Below are 24,437 nucleotides of genomic sequence, written 5' to 3'. Positions count from 1 at the left end.
GCGAGAGCAACCCATGTTCGAACGCATCATCCGTTTCGCCATCGAGCAGCGCTACCTGGTGCTGCTCGCCGTGCTGGGCATGGCCGCCCTCGGCGTGGCCAGCTACCAGAAGCTGCCGATCGACGCGGTGCCCGACATCACCAACGTCCAGGTGCAGATCAACACCGCCGCCCCCGGCTACTCGCCGCTGGAGACCGAGCAGCGCATCACCTACCCCATCGAGACTGCCATGGCCGGCCTGCCGGGCCTGCAGCAGACGCGTTCGATCTCGCGCTCGGGGCTGTCGCAGGTGACGGCGATCTTCGCCGACGGCACCGACATCTACTTCGCCCGGCAACTGGTCAACGAGCGCCTGCAGCAGGCCCGCGAGCAGCTGCCCGAAGGCGCCGAGGCGGCGCTGGGGCCGATCTCCACCGGCCTGGGCGAGATCTTCCTGTGGACCATCGAGGCCGCCGAGGACGCCCGCAAGGAGGACGGCACGCTTTACACGCCCACCGACCTGCGGGTGATCCAGGACTGGATCGTCAAGCCGCAGCTGCGCAACGTGCCCGGCGTGGCCGAGATCAACACCATCGGCGGCCAGGCCCGGCAGTACCAGGTGGCGCCCGACCTGCAGCGCCTGGCCGCGCACCGCCTGACCCTGGCCGACCTGCTGGCGGCGCTGGAGCGCAACAACGGCAACGTCGGCGCCGGGTACATCGAGCGCAACGGCGAGCAGCTGCTGGTGCGCGCGCCGGGGCAGCTGTCCGGCCTGGAGGACATCGGCAACGTGCTGGTGGCCAACCTGGAAGGCACGCCGATCCGCGTGCGCGACGTGGCGCAGGTGCAGATCGGCCGCGAACTGCGCAGCGGCGCGGCCACCGAGAACGGCCGCGAGGTGGTGCTGGGCACGGTGTTCATGCTGATCGGCGAGAACAGCCGCAGCGTCGCCGCCGCCGTGGCGGAGCGCCTGGAGCAGGTCAACCGCAGCCTGCCGGCGGGCGTGCGCGCGGTGCCGGTGTACGACCGCACGCAGCTGGTGGACAAGGCCATCGCCACGGTGAAGAAGAACCTGGTGGAGGGCGCGGTGCTGGTCATCGCCGTGCTCTTCCTGTTCCTTGGCAACCTGCGCGCGGCGCTGATCACCGCCATGGTCATCCCGCTGGCGATGCTGTTCACCTTCAGCGGCATGTTCGCCAACCGCGTCAGCGCCAACCTGATGAGCCTGGGTGCGCTGGACTTCGGCATCATCGTCGACGGCGCGGTGGTCATCGTCGAGAACGCCATCCGCCGCCTGGCCCACGCCCAGCAGCACCACGGCCGCCTGCTGACGCGCAGCGAGCGCCTGCACGAGGTGTTCGCCGCGTCGAAGGAGGCGCGTCGCGCGCTGATCTTCGGCCAGCTGATCATCATGGTGGTGTACCTGCCGATCTTCGCCCTCACCGGCGTGGAAGGGAAAATGTTCCACCCCATGGCCTTCACCGTGGTCATCGCGCTGTTCGGCGCGATGCTGCTGTCGGTGACCTTCGTACCGGCGGCCATCGCCCTGTTCGTCAGCGGCCGCGTGCGCGAGGAGGAGAACTGGCTGATGCGCGGCGCGCGGCGCGGCTATGAGCCGGTGCTGGGCTGGGTGATGGGCCACCGCGCGCGGGTGTTCGCCGGCGCCGCGCTGCTGGTGCTGGGCGCGGGCCTGCTGGCCACGCGCATGGGCAGCGAGTTCGTGCCCAGCCTCAGCGAGGGCGACTTCGCCCTGCAGGCGCTGCGCGTGCCGGGCACCAGCCTGACGCAGTCGGTGGAGCTGCAGGAGCGCCTGGAGCGCCACATCCTCGCCAGGGTGCCGGAGGTGAAACGGGTGTTCGCCCGCACCGGCACCGCCGAGATCGCCTCCGACCCCATGCCGCCGAACATCTCCGACAGCTACCTGATGCTGCGCCCGCAGCAGGACTGGCCGGACCCGCGCAAGCCGCGCGCGCAGCTGGTGGAGGAAATCCAGCGCGCCGCCGCCGAGGTGCCGGGGAGCAACTACGAGCTGTCGCAGCCGATCCAGCTGCGCTTCAACGAGCTGATCTCCGGGGTGCGCAGCGACGTGGCGGTGAAGGTCTTCGGCGATGACATGGCGGTGCTGGAACAGACCGCCGGGAAGATCGCCGAGGCCCTGCGCCAGGTGCCCGGCGCCTCCGAGGTGAAGGTCGAGCAGACCGGCGGCCTGCCGGTGCTGACCGTCGACATCGACCGCGACCGGGCGGCGCGCTTCGGCCTGGCCGTGGGCGACGTGCAGGACTTCGTCGCCATCGCGGTGGGCGGGCGCCAGGCCGGCACGCTGTTCGAGGGCGACCGCCGCTTCGACCTGCTGGTGCGGCTGCCCGAGGCGCAGCGCAGCGACATCGACGGCCTGTCGCGCCTGCTGCTGCCGTTGCCGGCCGGCGCCGACGGGCGCATCGCCTTCATCCCTCTCGGTCAGGTGGCGCAACTGCAATTGCTGCAGGGGCCGAACCAGGTCAGCCGGGAGAACGGCAAGCGCCTGGTGGTGGTCAGCGCCAACGTGCGCGGCCGCGACATCGGTTCCTTCGTCGCCGAGGCCGAACAGCGCCTGGCCAATGAGGTGCAGGTGCCGGCCGGCTACTGGACCGCCTGGGGCGGCCAGTTCGAGCAGCTGCAATCGGCGGCCAAGCGCCTGCAGGTGGTGGTGCCGGTGGCGCTGCTGCTGGTCTTCGTGCTGCTGTTCATGATGTTCGGCAACGTCCGCGACGGCCTGCTGGTATTCACCGGCATCCCCTTCGCCCTCACCGGCGGAGTGGCGGCGCTGTGGCTGCGCGACATCCCGCTGTCGATCTCCGCCGGGGTGGGCTTCATCGCGCTGTCCGGGGTGGCGGTGCTCAATGGCCTGGTGATGCTCGCCTTCATCCGCAACTTGCGCGAGGCGGGTCGTGGGCTGGATGCGGCCATCCACGAGGGCGCCCTGACGCGGCTGCGCCCGGTGTTGATGACGGCGCTGGTGGCTTCGCTGGGTTTCGTGCCCATGGCGCTGGCCACAGGGACTGGCGCCGAGGTGCAAAGGCCGCTGGCTACGGTGGTGATTGGGGGCATTCTCTCCAGCACTGCGCTCACGCTGCTGGTGTTGCCGGCGCTGTATCGCTGGGCGCATAGGCGGGATGAGATGGGCTGAGCAGGGACGTAAAAAAAGGTTCTTCGCGGAGTCTGGGGAAAGAGCGGATTGACAGTCAGGGAAGCGGGTAGATTGGCAGTCGCCAAACGAACCAACCCCCACCCCCTGCTGTCGCCGTGCATCCTATTGATCTTGCTGCTTTCTGGCCAGGCTACGAAGTCATCGCCTGCCACCCATCTGCCGACAGCACCCTGCTGATCGAGCTCAAGCCTCACGCCAGCGCTGTCCCCAAATGCGGGCGCTGCGGTCAGGCCAGTCCATTAATCCACGAACGGCGGATTCGCCGGGTGCGTGATCGCGATCTGTTCGACCAGCGCGTCCTGCTCCAACTGCCGGTGCGCCGCGTCGACTGCCTGCGCTGTGGTCGGGTGACCGAGCGGATCGACTGGCTGGAGCCAGCGTCGCGCTTGACCCAGCGCTTGCGCATCTGGCTCGAGGCTTTGCTGCAATTACTGCCCATCAGTCACGTCAGTCGCCTCGTCGGTCTGCATTGGCACACGCTCAAGCAGCTCGACAAACGTCGTCTAGAGGCCGCAGTCGGTGCTTTCGAGCCGGGTGACGTTCGCCGTCTGGTGATGGACGAGTTCGCTCTTCACAAAGGACATCGTTACGCCACCGTGATCATGGATGCGCAGCGGACACGCGTGCTGTGGGTCGGGCATGGCAACAGCCGCGAGGCGATTCAGCCGTTCTTCGAACTGCTCGGTGAGCGCTGCCAGCAAATCGAGGCCGTGGCGATGGACATGAACACCGCCTTCGATCTGGAAGTAAAACAGCATTGCCCCCGTGCCGAAGTGGTCTACGACCTATTCCACGTGGTGGCTCGCTATGGCCGGGAGGTGATCGACCGCATCCGTGTCGATCAGGCCAACGCGCTACGCCAGGACAAAGCGGCACGCAAGGTAATCAAGCAGAGTCGTTGGTTGCTGCTGCGCAATCGCGAAAACCTCAAGGATCAGCAAGCCGTGCAGTTGCAGGAAATCCTCGAGGCCAACCAGCCACTGGCCACGGTCTACGTGCTCAAGGATACGCTCAAGGAAATCTGGTACGCCCCCAGCGTGCGGGAGGGTTGGCGCCGCTGGCGGGACTGGTTGCGCCACGCCAGGGACAGTGGCCTGGCCCCGCTGCAACGCTTCGCTCGCAATCTGCGCAAATACGTCCGAGGCATCCTGGCCAGCGCTCGCTTCCCCATGCACACCAGCCTGCTGGAAGGGGTAAACAACCGCATCAAGGTGATCAAGCGCATGGCCTATGGCTTCAGGGACTCCGCCTACTTTTTCCTGAAAATCAAGGCCGCCTTCCCCGGGAAAGCGCGATGAACCTAAAAAAAGGCGCCCGCGGGGGGCGCCTCAGGGGCCATCCCTCACCAAAGGAGCTTTCGCTGCCGGGACGGCCGTCAGTTCACACAAGTGGGGCTGACGGGGGTTATTGGAACCTGTCGTCGGTAACAGGATGCTGAGGTGGGGATGACGATTTTGATAGGGAGGGGGTTGGGCTTTTGTGTAGGAGCGAGCTTGCTCGCGAACGGAGTTCCCCGGTTGCAACGGAGCCTTGGATTGACTCCGTTCCCTCTCCCCAGCCCTCTCCCTGAAGGGAGAGGGGGCTAGTTCGTGCCGAGAGGCGGTGTGGTTTCATCCTGATACCCGTGGAGTAGCCGGCTAACGCCGAAATACCCGAGCACACCGAACGGTCCCCTCTCCCTTCAGGGAGAGGGTTAGGGAGAGGGCGCTCTTCAGGCCAGGCACCGAAGCCACCTGGAAACACTGTTCGCGAGCAAGCTCGCTCCTACGAAAAGCAAAACCACGCCCGCAAACGAAAAAGGCCACCACAGGCCTTTCTCCACACCCGAACCTCAAAGCACCCGCAACGGGTACTCGACGATCAACCGCACCTCATCCAGGTCCGACTCGAAGGCCGTGGCCCGCGTCGTCGCCTGGCGCAGGCGGAAGGACAGGTCCTTCAGGTTGCCGTTCTGCACCACGTACTTCGCCTCGACGTCGCGCTCCCAGCGCTTCTGGTCGGTCAATGGATCGCCATTCCCGTCGCGGCGCATGTAGACCGCGTTGGCGTGGCTGTAGTCGGCGTCGCTGCCGCGGGCGTAGCGGGTCATGAAACTCAGGCCAGGGATGCCGTAGGCCTGCATGTCGAGGTCGTAGCGGAGCATCCAGGAGCGCTCCTTCGGCGAGTTGAAGTCGGTGTACTGGATGGAGTTGTCCAGGTAGATCGAGTCCGACTGGCGCAGGTAGTCGAAGTCGTTATTGCCGTTGTTGCGCTGGTGGCTCAGGGCCAGGGTGTGGGCGCCGAAGCGCACGCCGAGCTTGCCGCTCCAGATGTTGGTGTTGAACTCGCCGAGCAGCTCGCGGCCGCCGTCGTCCACCGACTTGTAGTAGGTGAAGCCGCCGATCAGGTCCAGGCCGTCGGCCAGCGGATAGGTCGCCGAAGTAGCCGCGTAGTACTGCTTCCAGGTGTCCTTCAGGCGGCTGCCGTAGAGGCTCACGCTGACCTCCTCGGTGAGCGCGTAGTCGCCGCCCAGGTAGGCGACCCAGGGGGCGTCGACGGGGCCTGCGTAGAAGGTCGAGAAGCCTTCGCTCATCTTGCGGTCGTTGGGCTGGCTCATCGAATGCAGGCGCCCGGCCTGCAGGTCCAGGCCCTCGATGCTGGCGTTGTTCAGGGTCACGCCGCGGAAGGATTCGGGCAGCAGGCGCGAGTCGCCGTAGTGCACCACCGGCGTCTGCGGGAACACGTCGCCGATCCTCACCTCGGTGTCGAACAGGCGCAGCCTGGCGGCGCCGCCGGCCTTGGCGTATTCGTCCTGGGTGCGGCCCCGGGCGTCCACCGGCAGCACGTCGAAGGAGCTGTGCCCGCCGTTGCGGCCGTCGCCGCTGTCCAGCTGGATGCCGAGCATGGCGAAGGCGTCTACGCCGAAGCCCACCGTGCCCTGGGTGTAGCCGGACTGGTAGCGGGCGAAGAGGCCCTGGGCCCAGGCCTCGGAATAGCCGTTGCCCTTGGGGCTGGACTGGCCGTGGCGCTCGTCGCGGTTGAAGTAGAAGTTGCGGTTGAGGATGTCCAGGCGCTGGCCTTCGAGGAAGCCTTCGGCGCTTTCCTCGGCGCCGACCAGGGGGCTGGCCAGCCCGGCGGCGAGCAGGGAGAGGGCCAGGGGAATGTTCCGCTGTGTCATCGATCGCTCCATGGGGTGTTGGGCGGCTGCCGGGGAGGCGCCGCATCGTTGTTGTGCGCCCACGGCGACGGGAGCCGCGCGCAGGCAGGCTCCATCCTGATGACGGCGGAATGACGCGGAGATGAGGCGGACATGACAATTCCGTCAGCCGGCGAACGGCGAACGGCGAACGGCGGACGAAGACGGCAACGGCACGAAGGATGGGGAAGGCGGGGGGACCATTATCCCCCCGGTGCCTGCGCGTCCGGGGGTGTGGACGGGGCACCGAGGCTTTGCGGCAGGAGCCGCCCTGCGAGGGGAAGGTAATCGACCTTGTCTTGTGGACAAGGTCGGACCCTGCGGCCCACCGAGGGGTACCTGACAAGTAGTCCCGGCAGGCACGCGTGGGTGGCGAAACGATAGAAGCTGGCCTTGTGCCGGTCAATCGGAAATGCCGAACGGACGTTCGATATTCGCCCTTTCAATGGGGAGCGGCCCGTCGATCGGCAGGATTTATCGTTAGCTGGCTATCGGCATGGGGCTATACTCTTGTAACAGATTGTGTCGGCAAGCCGCCCGAGGGCGGCCTGCCGCACCTCGTCCGGTGGCGACAGGGACGGCCGCCGTACAACGCCAACAACAGTGTCATCGACGAGAGAGCCCCATGAACGCACCCGCTCCGCACTACACTGCCGAAGAACGCACCCGACGCATCTTCGCCATCGTCGGCGCCTCCTCCGGCAACCTGGTGGAATGGTTCGACTTCTACGTCTACGCCTTCACCGCCATCTACTTCGCCCACGCCTTCTTCCCCTCGGGCAACCCCACGGTGCAGTTGCTCAACACCGCCGGAGTGTTCGCCGCCGGCTTCCTGATGCGCCCCATCGGCGGCTGGATGTTCGGCCGCATCGCCGACAAGAAGGGCCGCAAGACGGCGATGATGATCTCGGTGCTGATGATGTGCGGCGGCTCGCTGGCCATCGCCGTGATGCCCACCTACGAGACCATCGGCGTGCTGGCGCCGGCGGCGCTGCTGCTGGCGCGGCTGTTCCAGGGCCTGTCGGTGGGCGGCGAGTACGGCACCAGCGCCACCTACATGAGCGAGGTGGCGCTCAAGGGCCAGCGCGGCTTCTTCGCCTCCTTCCAGTACGTGACGCTGATCGGCGGCCAGCTGCTGGCGGTGCTGGTGGTGGTGATCCTGCAGCAGCTGCTGAGCAACGAGGAGCTGCGCGCCTGGGGCTGGCGGATTCCCTTCGTGGTCGGCGCCATCACCGCGGTGATCGCCTTCTACCTGCGCCGTTCGCTGAGCGAGACGGCCAAGGACGAGAACCTGCACCGCGCCGAGTCCGGCACCCTCACCGAGCTGTTCGCCCACCACAAGCGCGCCTTCTTCACCGTGCTCGGCTTCACCGCCGGCGGCTCGCTGATCTTCTACACCTTCACCACCTACATGCAGAAGTACCTGGTCAACACCGTGGGCATGGACGCCAAGGTGGCCAGCGGCGTGATGACCTTCGCGCTGTTCGTCTACATGTGCATGCAGCCGCTGTTCGGCGCCCTCTCCGACCGCATCGGGCGCAAGACCTCGATGCTCTGGTTCGGCCTGCTGGGCATGCTCTGCACCTGGCCGATCCTCTCCGCGCTCAAGACCACCACCAGCCCCTACATGGCCTTCGTGCTGATCATCGTGGCCATGGCCATCGTCAGCCTATACACCTCCATCAGCGGGCTGATCAAGGCCGAGATGTTCCCGCCGCAGATCCGCGCCCTGGGCGTGGGCCTGTCCTACGCGGTGGGCAACGCCATCTTCGGTGGCTCGGCGGAATACGCGGCCCTGGGCCTGAAGAGCCTCGGCGTGGAGTCGTACTTCTACATCTACGTCTCGGTGATGTGCGGCGTGGCGCTGGTGGTCTGCCTGCTGCTGCCGGACCTGCGCAAGGTCAGCTACCTCAACGACGAGGACTGACGGTGCGCGGGCGGTGGAGGCTCAGTCCTCCACCTTGCCGCGCAGGCGGCTGTTGGGCAGCGCCAGGGCGATGAGCAACGCCAGCACGCCGACGCCGGCGTTGACCAGGAACAGCCGGCGGAACACCTCGTCCAGCAGCAGGCGGCGGTCCTCGTGGCCGGGGCCGGCGAGGCTGGCGAGCAGTTCGTTGGCGGAGATGCCGTGGCCGAAGCCCTCCCCGGCCGCCAGTGGCTGCAGCATGGCCAGGAGGATCGCCGACATCAGGGCGACGCCCACCGCCCCACCGAGGGAGCGGAACAGCGTGGTGTTGCTGGTGGCGACACCCAGGTGGCTATGCGACACGGCGCTCTGCGCGGCCACCAGGCTGGTGGGGAACTGGGTGCCGGCGGCGGTGCCGCAGAGCAGCATGAACAGCCCCGACAGCCAGAAGCTGGACGGCGTGGCCAGGGCCAGGCCGGCCACCGCGCAGGGCAGCAGCAGCGCGCCGGCGACTATCTGCGGCTTGTAGCGGCCCAGTATGGTGGTCAGGCGCCCGCAGCAGTAGGCGCCGATCGGCACGCCCATGGCCAGCGGCAGCATGTGCAGCGCGGCGCTGTCGGCGCCGGCGCCGGTCACCGACTGGAAGCGCAGCGGCACCAGCACCGACAGCGAGATGATCTGGAAGCTGGCGAAGAAGCCGACCATCCAGCTCAGCGTCGCCGCGCGGATGGCGAACAGCTGCATGGGCACCAGCGGCTCGGCGGCGCGGCGCTCCTGCAGGACGAACAGCACCAGCAGCACCAGGGCCGCGGCGAACAGCCCGAGCAGCTGCGCATCGCGCCAGTCGGCGCCCTGGCCGACGTCGGTGATGGCCAGCAGCAGGCTGCCCAGGCCTGCGATCATCAGCAGCGTGCCCAGGTAGTCGATGCGCGGCCGCCGGCCCGGCACCGGCAGGCCCACCAGGGTGCGCCGCGACACCACGAAGGCCACCAGGCCCACCGGCAGGTTGATCAGGAACACCCAGCGCCAGGACAGGTACTCGGTGAGCAGCCCGCCCAATACGGGGCCGGCGATGCTCGCCACCGCGTACATGCTGCTGAAGTAGCCCTGGTAGCGGCCGCGTTCGCGCGGCGGGACTATGTCGCCGATGATCGCCTGGCTCACCGACATCAGCCCGCCGGCGCCCACGCCCTGCAGCACCCGCGCCAGCACCAGCTGCTCCATGCTCTGGGCCAGGCCGCAGAGCAGCGAGGCGAAGGTGAACAGCGCGGTGGCGAAGAGCATCAGCCGGCGCCGCCCGTAGAGGTCGCCGAGCTTGCCGTAGATGGGCATGGAGATGGTCATGGCGACCATGTAGCCGGAGATCACCCAGGCCAGCAGGTCGAAGTTGGCGAAACCGGCGGAGATGGCGGGCAGCGAGACGGCGACGATGGTCTGGTCGAGCGCGCCGAGGAAGATCGCCAGCATCAGCCCGATGAGGATGGTGCGCACCGGCGGACGCGGGTGGCTCAGGGTATTCAAGCAACCCCCTTGAGGACGAGCGGATTGAATGGGACGGGATGGATGCTTAGCAGTCTAACGGATTGTGCCTGCGGCGCGCTGCCGCACTTTTGCAATCCGGTAAAGGCTCTATCTCGATATGGACACGCTGACTGTCAGAAATCTCCTGCTACGCTTTTGCAGCGCTCCGTTCGCACCTGCCGCCGAATCCACCGATAGACGAAGGGCGGGAACACCCATAGGCGAAGGCTATGAGGGTCCTGTTCTATAGTTTTTCTGTTCGTGACCAGGAGGAATGCATGAAAGCCAACCTGCCCTCTGAGTTGCTGTCCCTGCAATTGCCGTTGCGCATCCGTATCGGCGATGTCCAGGCCTTCGACCTCGGCCCGGACCCGCAGGTGACGCTGATCGTCCGCGATCCGACGCTGCTGGCCGAGATCACCCAGCCCAGCCTGGACGCCCTCGGCCGCGCCTACGTCGAGAAGCGCATGGATATCGAGGGGCCGATCGGCGACGTCATCGCCATGGGCGATGCCCTGAGCGAGGCCCTGGGCGTCGACGACGGCCCCGCCGACTTCGTCCGCGAAAGCCACGACAAGCGCACCGACGCCGAAGCCATCCACTACCACTACGACCTCTCCAACGACTTCTACAAGCTCTGGCTGGACCCGGAGATGGTCTATTCCTGCGCCTACTACGAGACCGGCACGGAAGACCTGGCCACCGCCCAGCTGGCCAAGTTGCGCCACCTGTGCCGCAAGCTGCGCCTGAAGCCCGGCGAGCGTCTGCTCGACGTCGGTTGCGGCTGGGGCGGCCTGGCCCGCCTGGCGGCGCGCGAGTTCGGCGCCGAGGTCTACGGCATCACCCTCAGCGAAGAGCAGCTCAAGCTCGGCCGCGAACGGGTCAAGGCCGAGGGCCTGGAAGGCAAGGTGAAGCTGGAATTGCTGGACTACCGCGACCTGCCGCGCGACGGCCGTTTCGACAAGGTGGTCAGCGTGGGCATGTTCGAGCACGTCGGCCATGCCAACCTGGGCCTCTACTTCCAGCAGCTGTACGACGCGGTGCGCCCGGGCGGCCTGGTGATGAACCACGGCATCACCGCCCGCTACACCGACGGCCGCCCGGTGGGCCGCGGCGCCGGCGACTTCATCGACCGCTACGTGTTCCCCCACGGCGAACTGCCGCACCTGTCCCTGGCGGTGGCGCGCATGAGCGAGGCGGGCCTGGAAGTGGTCGACGTCGAGGGCCTGCGCCTGCACTACGCGCGCACCCTGGACTTCTGGAGCGCCAGCCTGGAAGCGAAACTGGCCGAGGCCGCCAAGCTGGTGCCGGAGCAGGCACTGCGCATCTGGCGCCTGTACCTGGCCGGTTGCGCCTACGGCTTCAAGAAGGGCTGGATCAACCTGCACCAGATCCTGGCGAGTAAGCCGCACGCGGACGGCAGCCACGAGGTGCCGTGGAGCCGGGGGGATATCTACGCCTGAGGCGCGGCCACCTGTAGGAGCGGGCCCTGCCCGCGATTCGCGCGCAGGGCGCGCTCCTACATGGAATGGCGTAGGTGGGGCGGCGTAGGAGCGGATCTCATCCGCGAATCGCGCCGGGACGTCCGGCTATCGCGGACAAGGTCCGCTCAGGCTCCGGCAAACACAACGCCCGTAGGATGGTGTTGAGCGAAGCGATACCCATCGCCATCACTGCCGGGTGGGTTTGGTGCGTGCCCTGAAGAGCGCCCTCTCCCTAACCCTCGGCTGCGCGCCCCGCCCTGAAGGGAGAGGGGACCGTTCGGAGTGCGCTGATGTTTCGGCGCTAGCCGGCTTGTACCGATTACCCGGCTGACACCAAATCCCTTCTCGGCACGGACAAGCCCCCTCTCCCTTCAGGGAGAGGGCTGGGGAGAGGGAGCAGAGTCACCCCAAAGCACTACTGCATCCGGCATGCTCCATTCCCAAGCAACCCTGCTTCCTCTGCGGCACAATACGCCCCCTCCAGCCCCCGCCCGGATGCCCTCCCGTGCCCACCCTCCAGGAACTCCCCCTCACCCAAGCCCCCTGGCCCCTGCTCCTGCTCGCCGATCCCAGCCGCGACCAGATCGAACGCTACCTCCCGCAATCCCGCCTGCTGGCGCTGGTCGAAGGCGAGGCAGTCCGCGGAGTCCTGGCGCTGACGCCGGTGAGCTGGGGCGTACTGGAAGTCACCAACCTCGCCGTGGACGAGGCCTGGCAGGGGCGTGGGCTGGGCAAGCGCCTGCTGGCCGCGGCCATCGACGCGGCGCGGGCGGCCGGGGCGTTGCGGCTGGACATCGCCACCGGCAACTCCAGCCTGGCGCAGTTGGGGCTCTACCAGCGCATGGGCTTTCGCATCTGCGCCGTGGAGAGCGACTACTTCAGCCTCAACTACCCCGAGCCCATCGTCGAGAACGGCATCCCCTGCCGCGACCGCCTGCGCCTGAGCCTGGTGCTCTAGTCGGCCAGCGCCTGATAGAGGGTGTCGACGTTGCTGCGGTACAGGCCCAGGTAGGTGCTGGCCGGGCCTTCGCTGGCCAGCGCGTCCGAGTGCAAGGTGCCTCCGATCTTCGCGCCGCTTTCCTCGGCGATCCGCTGCATCAGCCGCGGGTCCTTGATGTTCTCCACGAACACCGCGCGGATGTGCTGCTCGCGGATCTGCCGGATCAGTTCGGCGACCTCGGTGGCCGAGGCTTCGCGCTCGGTGGACAGGCCCTGGGGCGCCAGCAGCTTCAGGCCGTAGGCCTGGCCGAGGTAGCCGAAGGCGTCGTGGGAGGTGACCAGGGTGCGGCGGTCGGCGGGCAGGTTGCCGAGCTTGCCCTTGGCGTAGGCGAGCAACTCGTGGGCTTGCTTCAGGTAGGCCTCGGCGTTGCGCCGGTAGTCGGCGGCATTGGCCGGGTCGAGCTTCTCCAGCGCCTTGGCGATGTTGTCGACGTAGATGTCGGCGTTGGCCAGGTTGTTCCAGGCGTGCGGGTCGGGGATGGTCTGGCCATCCTCCTCCAGGCTGCGCGGGATCACGCCGTGGCTGGCCTGGATCACCTGTGCGCGGGTCTCGGTGCTCTTCACCAGGCGGTCGAGCCAGGGTTCGAAGCCCAGGCCGTTCTCCACCACCAGCTGCGCCTGGCGCACGGCGCGGGCGTCGTCCGGGGTGGTCTCGTAGGTGTGGGCGTCGCTGTCGGGGCCGACCAGGTTGTTCAGTTGGATGTGTTCGCCGCCGACCGCGCGGGTCATGTCGGCGAGGATGCTGAAGCTGGTCACCACGCGCGGCTTCTCGGCGGCGGACAGCGACAGGGGCAGGCAGAACGCAAGCAGGAGCAGCAGGACACGCATGGTGGCTTTCCTCAAGGGGGATGTCATTGCGGGATGGGCAGCAGGCCGCGGCGCAACAGGCCGTGCACCGGGCCGAACAGCACGGAGAACAGGTAGAACAGGCCGGCGAGCAGGACGATGGCCGGCCCGCTGGGGAGCGACCAGGCGTAGGACGCCGCCAGGCCCAGCCACACCGAGAGCGCGCCGATGCCCGCGGCCAGGGCCAGCAGCGCCGGCAGGCGGCGGCTCCAGAAGCGTGCGGCGGCGGCCGGCAGCATCATCAGGCCGACCATCATCAGCGCGCCCAGGGCCTGGAAGCCGATCACCAGGTTGAGCACCACCAGGCCGAGGAACAGCCCGTGGGCGAAGGGCCCGAGGCGGCTGACGCTGCGCAGGAACAGCGGGTCGAGGCTGTCCAGCAGCAGGCTGCGGTAGATCAGCGCGAGCACGCCGAGGCTGAGCACGGCCACGCCGAGCATGCCCAGCAAGGTCGTGCGGTCCACCGCCAGGGCCGAGCCGAACAGCAGCTCCAGCAGGTTCAGGCGCTTGCCGGCCAGGCCCAGCAGGAGCACGCCGCTGGCCAGGGAGATGGGGTAGACCGCGGCCAGGCTGGCGTCCTCGCGCAGCCCGGTGTGGCGCGTCACCCAGGCTGCCAGGCCGGCCACCGCCAGGCCCGCGCCGAGGCCGCCGAGGGTCAGCGCCGGCAGCGACAGCCCGGCCAGCCAGAAGCCGATGGCGGCGCCGGGAAGAATGCCGTGGGCGATGGCGTCGCCGATCAGGCTCATGCGCCGCAGGATCAGGAACACCCCCAGGGGCGCCGCGCTCGACGCCAGGACCACGCCGCCGAGCAGCGCGCGGCGCATGAAGGCGAATTCGACGAAGGGCTGCCACAGCGCGTGCAGGACCATCACGCCACCCGCGCCAGGCAGCGGCTGGCAATCAGCTCGCGGCTGCTGCCGTGGCGGCAACCCTCGGCAGCCACGCGCAGGCAGTCGGGGACGCGCTCGCGCACCGCGCCCAGGTCGTGGCAGACCAGCAGTAGGGTGCGGCCTTCGCGGTGCCAGGCGTCGATGTGCTGCCAGAGCAGCGCCTGGCCGGCCTCGTCGAGGCAGGCGTCGGGCTCGTCGAGCAGCAGCAGCGGGCTGTCCAGCAGGCTCAGGCGGGCCAGCAGGGCGCGCTGCAGCTGGCCGCCGGAGAGCGCCGCCAGCGGGCGCTGCTCCAGTCCCTCCAACTGCCAGTCGGCCAGCACTTGGCGCAGCTTCTCGCGGCGCTCGGCGGTGCTCAGGCGGCTGTTCCAGAAGCCGGCGCCGACCAGCTCGCCGAGGCCGATGGGGAATTGCCGGTCGAGGGCCTGCTGCTGAACCAGGTAGCCGATCTCCCGCGGCCGCAGCTGGACGCGCACGCGCCCGGCCAGGGGCTTCTGCAGCCCGGCGATGACCTTCAGCAGGCTGCTCTTGCCGCAGCCGTTGGCGCCGACGATGGCGGTCAGGCTGCCGGCGCCCAGGTCGAGGTTCAGCGGCGGCGTCAGCGGCAGGCGCGGCGGCCCCCACTGCAGGGCCTGGCAATGGATCATGGGGCCTCCCTGCGCCACTGGCTGCGGGCCACGGCGTCGTGGGCGTGGAGGCTTTCGGCGTGCACCACGCTCAGCGCGAAGGCCGCCAGCTCCCCGCGTTGCGCCAGGGCGCGGTGCAGGCGGCGGGCGGCGTCTTCGCAGAACATCAGGTTCTGCCCGTTGGCCAGGGCGAAGGCCTGCTCGTCGGCGCGCTTCACCGCGGTCTGCACGGCGGTGCCCAAGGCGGCCTCGGCGCAGTCGAGCAGCTCGCGCAGCGGCAGGCCGTCCAGGCCCTCGCGCAGGTGCAGATGCAGGTCGGCGAAGCTGCGCTGGCTGTGGGGCGTGGCGACTATGCCGGCGCTGCTGCCGAGCCAGGTGTGGACTTCCTGGTGGCTGGGCGAGCGGCCGGCGAACTCCTCGGCGAAGCGCTGCTGGATCAGTTGGCGCGCCAGGGCCGCCGAGCAGGGGCAGGTGGAGGAATAGGCCAGGCGCAGGCGCAGCTCCAGGCGCAGGCCCTGGTCGTCCAGGCGCGCGTGGACCTCGCAGGGGTACTGCTTCCAGCCGCTCAGCGGGCTGACCAGCGCCGGGCGGCTGAGCAGGGCGTCGAAGGCCAGGCGCAGGCTGGCGCGGCGCGACAGGCCGGCGTGGCTGGCGAGGAAGTCGTCGAGCACTTCGCGCAGTAGCTGCGGGCCCAGCTCGGCCTGCTCCAGGCGGGCCAGGGCCAGGTACAGGCGCGACATATGGATGCCGCGGGCGGCGGCCGCGTCCAGGCTGACGCCGGCGTCGGCCAGCGCGTTCAGGCGTTCGCCGTGCAGGCGCAGCGGCAGGGCGATGCCCTGCATGCCGACCCAGTCCAGGGCGAGGGTGTCGGACGCGGCCTGGCTGGCGACGTCGGGGAGAAAGGCGGTCATGGGAATGGCTGGTGCTGGTGGATGTTATAATATAACGTATTGTTTCCTACTCCTTCCTGCAAGCGCCATGAATCGACGCCGCCTGCTGCAAACCTTGCTCGCCAGCGCCGCCTGGCTGCCCGCCCTGGACGTTTTCGCCGGCCCGCGCCTGCTCGGCGCGCGCAGCGAGGCCATGGCCGGAGGCCTGCGCCTGGTCCTCGACCTCGACGGGCCCTTCCACTACCGCACCTTCACTCTTTCCGCGCCGGAGCGCCTGGTGGTCGACCTGGACGGCGCCAGCCTGGGCGTTCCCCTGGCCTCCCCTGCCCCGTCCGGCCCGCTGCGTGGCCTGCGCAGCGGGCGCCTGGCCGACGGCGGCACGCGCCTGGTGCTGGACCTGGCCGAGCCGGTGCAATTGCAGGCCTTCGCCCTGGGGCCCCAGGCCGGCAGGGGCCATCGCCTGGTGCTCGACCTGCATCCGGCGGGGGCACCTGTCCCGGTCGCCACGGCGAAGGCCGCTGGCAAGGGCCGCGACATCCTCGTGGTGGTGGATGCCGGCCACGGCGGCAAGGACCCCGGCGCCCTCGGCTCGCGCGGCGAGCGGGAGAAGGACGTGGCGCTGCTGATCGCGCAGAACCTGGCGCGGCGCATCGACCGCCAGAGCGGCTTCAAGGCGCGCCTGGTGCGCAACGTCGACGTGTTCATCCCGCTGCGCCAGCGCGTGGAAGTGGCGCGGCGCTGCAACGCCGACATGTTCGTCTCGGTACACGCCGACGCCGCGCCCCGGCGCACGGCCTCCGGCGCCTCGGTGTTCGCCCTTTCCGAGCACGGCGCCACCTCCACCCTGGCGCGCTTCATGGCCGAGCGCGAGAACGGCGCCGACCTGATCGGCGCCACCGGCAACCTGCCGCTGCAGGACAAGGACCCGGCGCTGGCCAAGGTGATCCTCGACATGTCGCTGAGTTCCACCATCGCCTCCAGCCTGGACCTGGGCCACAGCGTGCTGCGCAGCCTCGGCGGCATCACCCGGCTGCACCAGGAACGCGTCGACCAGGCCGGCTTCGCCGTGCTCAAGTCGCCGGACATCCCCTCGATCCTGGTGGAGACCGGCTTCATCTCCAACAACGCCGACTGCCGCCGCCTGCACGACGCGCGGCACCAGCAGGAGCTGGCCGGAGCGATCTTCGATGGATTGCACGGCTACTTCCGCCAGCGCCCGCCGGTGGGGAGCCTGTTGGCGGCGTTGCGGGAGCAGGGCAAGGCGTAGGGCGAGGAGCGGATTCATCTGCGATTTCGCGGCGGGGCTCGGCCTATCGCGGACGGAGTCCGCTCCTACGAGGAAACTCCGTGCTTCACGACAATTGTAGGAGCGGGCCCTGCCCGCGATTCGCGCGCAGGGCGCGCTCCTACAGGGGAATGGCGTGGGTGGCGCAGCGTAGGAGCGGATCTCATCCGCGAATCGCGCCGGAATGTGGAATACCGTGCTGCCCCGCGAACCGTAGGAGCGGACTCCGTCCGCGATTCCCCATGCGTCCGGCTGTGGCGTGGCCGGGCGCCTACCGCACCTGCTGGCTGCACCCGCTGACACGCCCGCAGGTCAGCTTCGCCTGGCCGCCGCTGGAGCTGCTGAAGCGACTGATGTGCGTCCAGCCGATGCCGCGGCTGGTGCCCAGCCACACCTGGCCGTCGCTGCTCACGCCGCTGAAGAAGGTCAGGCGCCCGTAGCGCGTGCCGGTCTGCGCCCAGCGCTGGCCGCTGGCGGCGTCGAAGCCGCGCAGGTAGGTGTCGTGGCCCTGGGTGGCGACGCTGTAGTGGCTGCCGTCGCGGTCCATGCAGGCCAGCACGTTGGCCAGCCAGGCGCAGGCCGCCGGCGGCAGGCCGGGGAAGGCCTGCGGCGGCTCGCCAGCGGCCTGCGCCAGGGGCGCCAGGAGCAGCAGGCAGAGCGTCAGGGCGGCGGCTTTCATCGGGACCTCGGGGCGGGCTGGATGGGCCTCCATGGTACGCCGGCGGATTGTCGAATACGAAATGTTATATTATAACAATTCTATCCCGTCCTTCCGGAGACCGCCATGTCCCTGCAATCCGAACCGGTCCTCAGCGAACGGCAACTGCTGGCGCAACCCGCCAGCGCCTACATGAACGAGGCCCAGCAGGCCTTCTTCCGCGACCTGCTGCTGCGCCAGCGCGCCGAGCTGCAGGCGCGCATCGACGGCGAATTCGACGCGCTGCGCGAGGTGGAACGGCCCGGCGACGAGGCCGACGTCGCCAGCCGCGAGGAACAGCGCCAGTGGCAGCTGCGCCTGCTGGAGCGCGAGAAGAAGCTGCTGGACAAGATCGACCAGGCCCTCGAGCGCCTGGCCCGCGGCGACTACGGCTGGTGCGCCGAGACCGGCGAGCCGATCGGCCTGCGCCGCCTGCTGCTGCGCCCCACCGCCAGCCTCAGCGTCGAGGCCAAGGAACGCCAGGAGCGCCGCGAACTGCACCTGCGCGACGCCTGAAGAATCCATAACAGAGAGCCACCACCGTGAAGCAACGCCTACCCGTCACCGTCCTTTCCGGCTTCCTCGGCGCCGGCAAGAGCACCCTGCTCAACCAGGTGCTGAAGAACCGCGAGCACCGCCGCGTCGCAGTGATCGTCAACGACATGAGCGAGATCAACATCGACGGCAGCGAGGTGCAGCGCGACGTCAGCCTCAACCGCGCCGAAGAGAAGCTGGTGGAGATGAGCAACGGCTGCATCTGCTGCACCCTGCGCGAAGACCTGCTGCAGGAAGTGGCGAAGCTGGCCGCCGAAGGCCGCTTCGACTACCTGCTGATCGAGTCCACCGGCATCTCCGAGCCGCTGCCGGTGGCCGAGACCTTCACCTTCCGCGACGAGCAGGGCCGCAGCCTGTCCGACCTGGCGCGGCTGGACACCCTGGTCACCGTGGTCGACGGCCTGAACTTCCTGCGCGACTACCAGGGCAGCGACAGCCTGGCCAGCCGCGGCGAGAGCCTGGGCGAGGAAGACCAGCGCTCCATCGCCGACCTGCTGATCGACCAGGTGGAGTTCGCCGACGTCATCCTGCTCAGCAAGGTCGACCTGATCTCCAGCGCCGAGCGCGAAGAGCTGCTGGCGATCCTCCGCGGCCTCAACCCCGACGCCGAGATCCGCCCCATGCTCATGGGCCAGGTGCCGCTGGAATGGATCCTCGACACCGGCCGCTTCGACTTCGAGCGCGCCGCCCAGGCCCCCGGCTGGCTCAAGGAACTGCGCGGCGAACACGTGCCGGAGACCGAGGAATACGGCATCGCCTCCCGCGCCTACCGCGCGCGCCGGCCCTTCCACCCGCAGCGCTTCCACGACTTCCTTGCCACGCCCTGGAGCAACGGCCGCCTGCTGCGCTCCAAGGGCTTCTTCTGGCTGGCCAGCCGCTACCGCGAGGCCGGCAGCTGGTCCCAGGCCGGCGGCCTGATGCGCCACGGCCTGGCCGGGCGCTGGTGGCGCTTCGTGCCGAAGGAACGTTGGCCGCAGGACGAGGACGGCCTGCGCCAGGTGATGCGCCACTGGAGCGCGGAGACCGGCGATTGCCGCCAGGAACTGGTGTTCATCGGCCAGGGCATCGACTTCGCCCGCCTGGAGGACGAGCTGGACGCCTGCCTGCTGGACGACGCCGAATTCGCCGCCGGGCCCCAGGCCTGGGCGCGCCTGGCCGATCCCTTCGAGTTCTGGACGGAGGACGCCTGATGCTCGCCCGGCCATTGCAATGCACGTCGCGCCAGGTGCTCGGCGACGACCCGCAGGTGCTCGCCGAGGTACTGCACGACGGCGTGAACCTGGCGGTCTGGCGCCGCCGCCTGTTCCCCGAGCTGGCGGCCTATGCCGAGGCGCTGGTGCAGGGCGAGGCGCTTTACGCCCGCCACGCGACCCTGGAACTGGACGAGGCCGGGCGCAGCGACCAACTGCGCGGCCTGTTCGACGAGAGCCCGGGCGCCACGCTCTTCGCCAACGACCTGGCCTGGCTGGTGGAAGCCTTCGCCTGCCTGACCGGCGCGCGCCGCGTGGGCCTGCGCCTGCGCAGCCTGGAGCGGGCCATGTGCCCGCGCTTCCACGTCGACCACGTGGCGCTGCGCCTGGTCACCAGCTACGCCGGCTGCGCCAGCGAATGGCTGGAGGAAGGCGCCCTGCCCCGCGACCGTCTCGGCGAGGCCGAGCCGGCGCGCATCCAGCGCCTGGAAGTGGGCGACGTGGGCCTGTTCAAGGGCGAGAAATGGATCGGCAACGAGGGCGCCGGCATCGTCCACCGCTCGCCCGCCCCGGCGCCGGGCACGCGGCGCCTGCTGCTGACCCTGGACTGGCTCTAGGCCGGGCGGCGCATGTCGATGTGCGGGATGTCGTCTTCCAGGTACACCTCGCCCTCGGCGACGAAGCCGTAGCGGCCGTAGTAGCCCTGCAGGTGCGCCTGCGCCGAGAGATACACCGGGCTGCCCGGCCAGCGCCGCGCCGCCTCGTCCAGGGCGCGCTGCATCAACTGGTGGCCGAGGCCGCGACCGCGCCCGGCGGTGGCGGTGATGACGCGGCCGATGACCACCTCGCCGTCGTGCGTCGCCGGGTCGAGCAGGCGCAGGTAGGCCAGCAGCTGGCCGCCCTCGTGGGCCATCAGGTGGCAGGTGTCGCCGGACAGGTCCTGGTTGTCGATGTCCTGGTAGGGGCAGTTCTGCTCCACCACGAAGACCTCGCAGCGCAGGCGCAGGAGGGCGTACAGCGTCTCCTTGCTCAGTTCGCTGTGGTGTTGGCAGCTCCAGGTGAGGTCCATGGCGTGAGGCTCCGGCGGCAGGTGGAAAAGGCCGCCCATCCTCTCACGCCCGGGCGTTTCACACAGCCACCCGCGGCCCGGTCGGCGACAGCCCGCCGAGGTGCCGGCGCAGCGCCTCGATGGCCACCCGCACCTTGGCCGGCTGGGCGTCGCGCCGTGGCGTGACGGCGTAGATGCCGTAGGTGGGCAGGCGCCATTGCGGCAGCAGGCGCAGCAGCCTGCCCTCCTCCAGCGCCTCGCGCACTTCCGGCTCCGGCTGCAGCGACACGCCCAGGCCGTCGAGGGTGAACTGGCGCAGGGCGAGCATGCTGTTGGCCGCCACCCGCGGTTCCAGGCGCAGGCGGCAGCTCTCCCCGTCCGGCCCGTCGAACTGCAGCGCCTGGCCGTGACCGCGGGTGTTCAGCGCCAGCCAGTCGACCTGCTGCAATTGCTCGGGATGGTCGATTGCCCCGCAGCGGCGCAGGTAGGCCGGGGCCGCGCAGACTAGGTTCTGCCAGTCGCCCAGGTGGCGCGCCACCAGGCTGGAATCGGCCAGGTTGCCGACGCGGATGGCCAGGTCGATGCGCTGCTCGATCAGGTCGATCTGCTCGTCGTGGAAGAACAGTTGCAGGCGCAGCTGGCGGTGGTTCTCCAGCAGCGGACGCAGCGCCTCGGTGATCAGCCGCCCGGAGAAACCCACCGGCGCCGCCAGGCGCAGTTCGCCAACAGGTGCCTCGCGCCACTCGCCCAGGCGCTGCTCGGCTTCCTCGGCGATGGCCAGCATCTGCGCGCAACTGCGGTAGAAGGCCTCGCCGGCCTCGGTCAGCGTCAGCCTGCGGGTGGTGCGGTGCAGCAGGCTCACCTGGGCCTGCGCCTCCAGCTTGCGGATCTGCTGGCTGACCGCCGAGGGGCTCATGCCCAGGGCCTCGGCGGCGGCGGCCATGGAGCCGCGGGCGACCACGGTGGCGAACACGACCATGCCTCGGAGGTTGTCCATTGTGAAGCTCCGCTTAAGAGTGAAAGGCACGATAGCCGGTTTTTCCCGGGCTTTCTCCTGCCTAGCATGCGAAGTATCTGAAAGAAGAGGATGAACGATGCCGACTTCCCGTGCCGACGTGCCCACCCCCGATGGCGCCCGTTACCTCAAGCGCCTGTGCAACCACTTCGCCCACAAGCTGCCGGTGGAACTGAGCGAGGACAGCGGCGTGCTGAACTTCGAGTTCGGCACCTGCCGGCTCAAGGCCGACGCCGCCGCACTGCACCTGCAGGCCGAAGCCGAGGACGCCGAGCGCCTGGCGCGCGTGCAGCAGGTGGTGGTCAGCCACCTCGACCGCTTCGCCTGGAAGGAAGGCCAGCTGCCGGTGAACTGGAGCTGAGCCCCCTGCCCTTTTCTTTTGCCGCCGTGGCCGCTGCGGTTCAGCGCTGGCCGTTGAGAATCTGCTGGATCAGGCCGCTGGCCAGTTCGATCAGCAGGTAGTCGCCGTCCACTTCCTGCCACTGGTAGCCGTAGGCTGGCGGCGGCAGCTGGCGGCTACGCCAGTCTTCCACGTAGTAGCGCCGCTCGCGGTATTCCGGCGGCAGGTACTGGCCGGTCTGCCAGTGCCGGCGCTCGGCCTCCTGGCGGCGCATGGCGTCTTCCCATTCGCGTTGCCGCTGCTCCTGCTGGCGGCGTTGCGCCTCTTCCCACTGACGCTGGCGCTCATCGGCCTGGCGGCGCTGCTCGTCCTGCCACTGGCGGTCGCGCTCGGCCTGCTGGCGCTGTTCTTCCTGCCAGCGCCGCTGCTGTTCCTGCTGGCGGCGCTGGGCTTCCTGGCGCTGCTGTTGCTCGGCCTGGCGGCGCTGTTCATCGCGCTGGCGCTGGAACTCCTGTTGCTGGCGCTGCCGGTCCTCCATCTGCCGACGTTGCTGCTCGGCCATCTGCCGCTGCTGTTCCTGCTGCTGGCGTTGCTGCTCCTGCTGGCGGCGCTGCTGTTCCTCGTTCTGCCGGCGCTGCTGCTCGGCCATCTGGCGTTGCTGTTCCTGTTGCTGGCGCTGTTGCTCCTGCCATTGCTGCTGTTGCTGGGCGTCGTTGGCGTTCCAGGCGAGGGCCGCGCCGGCGGGCAGCAGCAGGCCCAGGCAAAGGGCGCGGAGGGAGGCGGTGTTGGGCATGGTCGGGTCGTCGGGCAGGGCGGCGAAATGGCCGGGAAAGTCAGGAAAGTGGACAGGGAAATGCCGGGAAAAGTTCCGATCTCGGAAAAAACGCGTCGCCGCATGAAAAGACGATTGGTCATTATTCGGTCGTAACTAGATCGATATTTCAATTTATGGTCGCAAATAGACCAAATTATCTTGAATGATGCATTTGATCTATTTTTGTACAAAATCAATAAGTCAATACTTTGAAATATTTTGTAACCGTGTGACCACTTTTACCCCGGGTTATCCACAGAATCGATGCGCAAAATTTGTACATCGCGGCCTTTCACCCGGTAGGCGGCCTGGTAAGGCCAGCGTTCCAGCGGCAATTCGCGCACGCCGGGCACCTCGCTGGGCCGGCCGACGCTGCTCAGGCTGAGGTCGGCCAGCGCCTTCACCTGGCCGACCACGTCCTGGATGGCCTTCAGCGCCTTCTCCGGGCCGATCAGCACCACGTAGTGGTCGTACAGGCCGTCCAGGTCGGCCGCCGCCTTGTGCGTCCACTGCAGGCTCATGCCAGCCCCCACTTGGCTTCTATCTCCGCGTGCGGCAGCAGGTGCCCGGCGTTGGCGTCGGCCAGGCCTTCGTCGATGGCCGCCACGTGCCAGCTCTGGCGCTCCAGGTACTGCGCCAGGGCCTGGCGCAGGTGGTAGGGGCGGTCCCGGTGGGTGGCCCGGGCCAGTTGGTCCAGGGCCTTGGCCAGGGCGTCATCGGCGCGGAAGGAGATTACGGTGGTCAATTTCTGAGCAGTCCGTTTACGCTGTATACAGAGTTTACAACGATAACATAAGTATACGAATCAGGCACTTGGCGTTGGCGAGAAGGGCAATGGGAAGGAGAGGGCGCGCGTGCGGCTGGGCGCTGGCGCGGAACTGGCCAGGAAGGCGGAAAGGCCCGGCTGGCGAGGCTTGCAGGGCACTTTCGCGGCGGCGCAAGTTGGCTTGCCGCTTTCGGGATTTGCCGCCGCCGCGGGGCGGTCCAGGCTGGCGGGGCAGCCCCTTTCCCGCCAGGAGACGCCCATGCCCCATGACTTCCCGCAACCGGTGGACGCCGCCGAGGTCCCGCGCTTCGCCGGCATCCCCAGCTTCATGCGCCTGCCCATCTTCGAGGACCCGGCCCAGGTGGACATCGCCCTGGTCGGCGTGCCCTGGGACGGCGGCACCACCAACCGCGCCGGTGCCCGCCACGGCCCGCGCGAGGTGCGCAACCAGTCCAGCCTGATGCGCAAGGTGCACCACGTCAGCCGCATCGCGCCCTACGACCTGGCGCGCGTCGGCGACGTGGGCGACGCCCCGGTGAACCCCATCGACCTGCTCGATTCGCTCAAGCGCATCGAGGGCTTCTACCGGCGCATCCACGCCGCCGGCGCGGTGCCGCTGTCGGTGGGCGGCGACCACCTGGTGACGCTGCCGATCTTCCGCGCCCTGGCCGCCGAGCGGCCCATCGGCATGGTCCACTTCGACGCCCATTCGGACACCAACGACCGTTACTTCGGCGACAACCCCTACACCCACGGCACGCCGTTCCGCCGCGCCATCGAGGAGGGCCTGCTGGACCCGCGGCGCACCGTGCAGATCGGCATCCGCGGCTCGGTGTATTCGGCGGACGACGAGGCCTTCGCCAAGGAGTGCGGCATCCGCGTCATCCACATGGAGGAGTTCGCCGCGCTGGGCGTCGAGGCGACCCTCGCCGAGGCGCGGCGGGTGGTGGGCGAAGGGCCGACCTACGTCAGCTTCGACGTCGACGTGCTCGACCCGGCCTTCGCCCCCGGCACCGGCACCCCGGAGATCGGCGGCATGACCACGTTGCAGGCGCAGCACCTGGTCCGCGGCCTGCAGGGCCTGGACCTGATAGGCGCGGACGTGGTGGAGGTGTCGCCGCCGTTCGACCTGGGCGGCGCCACGGCGCTGGTCGGCGCGACCATGATGTTCGAGCTGCTGTGCATCCTCGCCGACGCGCGGGCCGGGCGCCGCTGACCGCCGCGGGG

23 protein-coding genes are annotated in these 24,437 nt (G+C 68.9%); 11 read left to right on the top strand and 12 right to left on the bottom strand.

Translation table 11 applies throughout. From position 1 onward, the window contains the following. The first annotated feature begins 13 nt into the window (after positions 1-13). Both M8R19_RS15560 and M8R19_RS15555 read left to right on the top strand, forming a co-directional pair. Positions 14-3,145, top strand: coding sequence for a CusA/CzcA family heavy metal efflux RND transporter (locus tag M8R19_RS15560; RefSeq protein ID WP_249918257.1), 3,132 nt, complete (start codon positions 14-16; stop codon positions 3,143-3,145). A 116-nt stretch (positions 3,146-3,261) separates the two neighbouring features. Further along, on the top strand, positions 3,262-4,464 hold the full coding sequence (locus M8R19_RS15555) for an ISL3 family transposase (RefSeq protein WP_249916914.1): 1,203 nt from the start codon (positions 3,262-3,264) through the stop codon (positions 4,462-4,464). A gap of 533 nt (positions 4,465-4,997) precedes the next feature. Here the strand turns inward: M8R19_RS15555 and M8R19_RS15550 are convergent. Then, complete coding sequence (locus M8R19_RS15550) at positions 4,998-6,323, bottom strand: OprD family porin (protein WP_249918256.1); 1,326 nt, start codon at positions 6,321-6,323, stop codon at positions 4,998-5,000. A 643-nt stretch (positions 6,324-6,966) separates the two neighbouring features. Between M8R19_RS15550 and M8R19_RS15545 the strand changes: the two genes are divergently transcribed. Then, complete coding sequence (locus M8R19_RS15545) at positions 6,967-8,268, top strand: MFS family transporter (protein ID WP_074980495.1); 1,302 nt, start codon at positions 6,967-6,969, stop codon at positions 8,266-8,268. A gap of 21 nt (positions 8,269-8,289) precedes the next feature. Here the strand turns inward: M8R19_RS15545 and M8R19_RS15540 are convergent, their stop codons facing one another. Beyond that, a complete protein-coding gene (locus M8R19_RS15540; protein WP_249918255.1) occupies positions 8,290-9,768 on the bottom strand; it encodes an MDR family MFS transporter in 1,479 nt (492 codons plus the stop codon). A gap of 278 nt (positions 9,769-10,046) precedes the next feature. On the opposite strand from M8R19_RS15540, the gene cfaB reads away from it, so the two are divergent. Beyond that, a complete protein-coding gene (gene cfaB / locus M8R19_RS15535) occupies positions 10,047-11,231 on the top strand; it encodes a C17 cyclopropane fatty acid synthase CfaB (RefSeq protein WP_074980497.1) in 1,185 nt (394 codons plus the stop codon). A gap of 526 nt (positions 11,232-11,757) precedes the next feature. Beyond that, complete coding sequence (locus M8R19_RS15530; protein ID WP_074980498.1) at positions 11,758-12,210, top strand: GNAT family N-acetyltransferase; 453 nt, start codon at positions 11,758-11,760, stop codon at positions 12,208-12,210. Here the strand turns inward: M8R19_RS15530 and M8R19_RS15525 are convergent. From M8R19_RS15525 to folE2, 4 genes are read right to left on the bottom strand one after another with little or no spacing between them, the layout of a single operon-like run. Continuing rightward, positions 12,207-13,079, bottom strand: a complete 873-nt coding sequence (locus tag M8R19_RS15525; protein ID WP_249918254.1) for a metal ABC transporter substrate-binding protein — start codon at positions 13,077-13,079, stop codon at positions 12,207-12,209. The two genes, M8R19_RS15530 and M8R19_RS15525, sit on opposite strands and share 4 nt — an antisense overlap. Positions 13,080-13,102: 23 nt before the next feature. After that, a complete protein-coding gene (locus M8R19_RS15520; protein ID WP_009614616.1) occupies positions 13,103-13,966 on the bottom strand; it encodes a metal ABC transporter permease in 864 nt (287 codons plus the stop codon). After that, positions 13,966-14,631 carry an ATP-binding cassette domain-containing protein gene (locus M8R19_RS15515; RefSeq protein WP_249918253.1) on the bottom strand — a complete coding sequence of 222 codons (666 nt, stop codon included), beginning with the start codon at positions 14,629-14,631 and terminating at the stop codon, positions 13,966-13,968. Before M8R19_RS15515 ends, M8R19_RS15520 begins: the two co-directional genes overlap by 1 nt. Next, a complete protein-coding gene (folE2, locus tag M8R19_RS15510; RefSeq protein WP_249918252.1) occupies positions 14,628-15,521 on the bottom strand; it encodes a GTP cyclohydrolase FolE2 in 894 nt (297 codons plus the stop codon). Before folE2 ends, M8R19_RS15515 begins: the two co-directional genes overlap by 4 nt. A gap of 67 nt (positions 15,522-15,588) precedes the next feature. Between folE2 and M8R19_RS15505 the strand changes: the two genes are divergently transcribed. Further along, the gene (locus M8R19_RS15505; protein WP_249918251.1) at positions 15,589-16,767 is read left to right on the top strand and encodes an N-acetylmuramoyl-L-alanine amidase; all 1,179 of its coding nucleotides are present in this window, start codon (positions 15,589-15,591) and stop codon (positions 16,765-16,767) included. A gap of 289 nt (positions 16,768-17,056) precedes the next feature. Here the strand turns inward: M8R19_RS15505 and M8R19_RS15500 are convergent, their stop codons facing one another. Next, positions 17,057-17,464, bottom strand: coding sequence for a hypothetical protein (locus M8R19_RS15500; RefSeq protein ID WP_249918250.1), 408 nt, complete (start codon positions 17,462-17,464; stop codon positions 17,057-17,059). A 105-nt stretch (positions 17,465-17,569) separates the two neighbouring features. Here M8R19_RS15500 and dksA point away from each other — a divergent pair, with 105 nt between their 5' ends. Genes dksA through M8R19_RS15485 form a run of 3 tightly spaced genes read left to right on the top strand, consistent with a single transcriptional unit; the run spans position 17,570 to position 19,844 of the window. Continuing rightward, on the top strand, positions 17,570-17,998 hold the full coding sequence (gene dksA / locus M8R19_RS15495) for an RNA polymerase-binding protein DksA (RefSeq protein WP_249918249.1): 429 nt from the start codon (positions 17,570-17,572) through the stop codon (positions 17,996-17,998). 26 nt (positions 17,999-18,024) lie between these two features. Beyond that, positions 18,025-19,227, top strand: a complete 1,203-nt coding sequence (gene zigA / locus M8R19_RS15490) for a zinc metallochaperone GTPase ZigA (RefSeq protein WP_249918248.1) — start codon at positions 18,025-18,027, stop codon at positions 19,225-19,227. Further along, positions 19,227-19,844 carry a DUF1826 domain-containing protein gene (locus M8R19_RS15485; protein ID WP_249918247.1) on the top strand — a complete coding sequence of 206 codons (618 nt, stop codon included), beginning with the start codon at positions 19,227-19,229 and terminating at the stop codon, positions 19,842-19,844. Before zigA ends, M8R19_RS15485 begins: the two co-directional genes overlap by 1 nt. On the opposite strand, the gene M8R19_RS15480 is transcribed toward M8R19_RS15485, so the two are convergent. Both M8R19_RS15480 and M8R19_RS15475 read right to left on the bottom strand, forming a co-directional pair. Beyond that, positions 19,841-20,296: a GNAT family N-acetyltransferase gene (locus M8R19_RS15480; protein WP_116425958.1), complete on the bottom strand. Its 456-nt coding sequence runs from the start codon at positions 20,294-20,296 to the stop codon at positions 19,841-19,843. The genes M8R19_RS15485 and M8R19_RS15480 overlap by 4 nt on opposite strands. Positions 20,297-20,354: 58 nt before the next feature. Next, the gene (locus M8R19_RS15475; RefSeq protein ID WP_249918246.1) at positions 20,355-21,272 is read right to left on the bottom strand and encodes a LysR family transcriptional regulator; all 918 of its coding nucleotides are present in this window, start codon (positions 21,270-21,272) and stop codon (positions 20,355-20,357) included. 97 nt (positions 21,273-21,369) lie between these two features. On the opposite strand from M8R19_RS15475, the gene M8R19_RS15470 reads away from it, so the two are divergent. Beyond that, positions 21,370-21,651: a DUF2218 domain-containing protein gene (locus M8R19_RS15470; protein ID WP_069862794.1), complete on the top strand. Its 282-nt coding sequence runs from the start codon at positions 21,370-21,372 to the stop codon at positions 21,649-21,651. Between the two features lie 40 nt (positions 21,652-21,691). Here M8R19_RS15470 and M8R19_RS15465 read toward each other — a convergent pair whose 3' ends face one another. The 3 genes from M8R19_RS15465 to M8R19_RS15455 form a co-directional block, all read right to left on the bottom strand. Next, positions 21,692-22,423 (bottom strand): RcnB family protein, encoded by a 732-nt coding sequence (locus M8R19_RS15465; protein WP_249918245.1) that lies wholly within the window; start codon positions 22,421-22,423, stop codon positions 21,692-21,694. Positions 22,424-22,683: 260 nt separating this feature from the next. Beyond that, on the bottom strand, positions 22,684-22,965 hold the full coding sequence (locus M8R19_RS15460; protein WP_009614629.1) for a type II toxin-antitoxin system RelE/ParE family toxin: 282 nt from the start codon (positions 22,963-22,965) through the stop codon (positions 22,684-22,686). After that, positions 22,962-23,189 carry a CopG family ribbon-helix-helix protein gene (locus tag M8R19_RS15455; protein WP_009614631.1) on the bottom strand — a complete coding sequence of 76 codons (228 nt, stop codon included), beginning with the start codon at positions 23,187-23,189 and terminating at the stop codon, positions 22,962-22,964. The genes M8R19_RS15460 and M8R19_RS15455 overlap by 4 nt, the downstream gene beginning before the upstream one ends. 280 nt (positions 23,190-23,469) lie before the next feature. On the opposite strand from M8R19_RS15455, the gene speB reads away from it, so the two are divergent. After that, a complete protein-coding gene (gene speB / locus M8R19_RS15450) occupies positions 23,470-24,426 on the top strand; it encodes an agmatinase (RefSeq protein WP_249918244.1) in 957 nt (318 codons plus the stop codon). Positions 24,427-24,437: the final 11 nt, after the last annotated feature.

It is taken from the genome of Pseudomonas sp. R3.Fl (assembly GCF_023516765.1).
GTDB classification, from domain to species: domain Bacteria; phylum Pseudomonadota; class Gammaproteobacteria; order Pseudomonadales; family Pseudomonadaceae; genus Pseudomonas; species Pseudomonas citronellolis.
Note: the sequence above shows the minus strand (reverse complement) of the source record. Positions and strands in the feature narration are given on the sequence as shown.